This window comes from Pseudomonas sp. 910_23, assembly GCF_052850795.1.
Map to the genome: position 1 here is coordinate 1 of NZ_VXCZ01000051.1, position 972 is coordinate 972.

The following is a 972-nucleotide window of genomic DNA, read 5'->3' on the forward strand; positions in this document are numbered from 1 at the left end:
TAGGCGCGGTAGTGAGCTGACCAGACGATTTCTCCTTCCGGTGTGGTGAGTTCTTGCGGGGTGCCTAGGTGGTCGAGTTGGTAGTGGTAGGGCGTTGTGGCTTGTGGTCCGTAGCCTTCCAGCAGTGCTAATGGGCGGAAGCTGTTGGGCTCGTAGATATAACTGCGATGACAGTCCGCATGGTGTTCGGCAATCAGCTTGTCGCCTTGCCAGAAAAACTCCGTGGTCTTGCCATCCACGGTCTTGCTGACACGCCGGCCAAACGGGTCATAGCGATAACTAGCGGTTTCGCCGTTCGGTTTTGTGATGCTGATTAACCGATGCTGGCAGTCGTAGCGGTACTCAGTAACGAGTTGCTGGCCTTTGCCGCGCCGTTCGCGGATGAGGTTGCCGAAGGCGTCGTAGTCGTAATGGCGGTCGCCCTGGATCATCAGGCGGTTGCCGGCAACGATGTCCGGGCCGGGACGGTCTTGCATCAGCAGGTTGCCCGCCGGGTCGTGGGCGAAGCGCTCCTGGACGTCTTGGGAATGATCGGCGCGGGTTAGGCGGTTAAGCGGGTCGTAGCGATAGTCGTGCTGGCCTTTGCGTGTGTCGAGCAGGCGGGTGAGGTTGCCGCTTTTGTCGTAGTCGTATTGGCGTTGGTAGAGGTAGTTTTGCTGCTGCGTAACGGCGTGGGCGTGCAGGCGGTTTTGGTCGTCGTAGTGATAGTGGCTGAGCAGTTGACCTTGTTGGCGTTGGTGCTCGCGACCGCTCTTGAATAGGTGTGAGGTGAGCACCTCACCATTGAGCTCGATGGTGGCGAGGTGGCCGCCTTTGTCGTGGTTGAAGGTGAGGCGGTTGTTGTCGGGTAGGCGCAGGTTTTTCAACTGGCCGCAGGCGTCGTAGCCGTAGCGCAGGGTGCCCCAGCCTTGGTGTTCGGCGGTGAGGCGGTTTTGTTTGTCGTATTCGTAGGCCAACGCCCAGTGACCGTCT

General features: G+C 59.5%; 1 protein-coding gene. It reads right to left on the bottom strand.

All coding sequences use genetic code 11. The features are described 5' to 3' along the window. On the bottom strand, nucleotides 1–972 hold a 972-nt coding region (locus FW800_RS27275; RefSeq protein WP_446438866.1), incomplete at both ends, for an RHS domain-containing protein.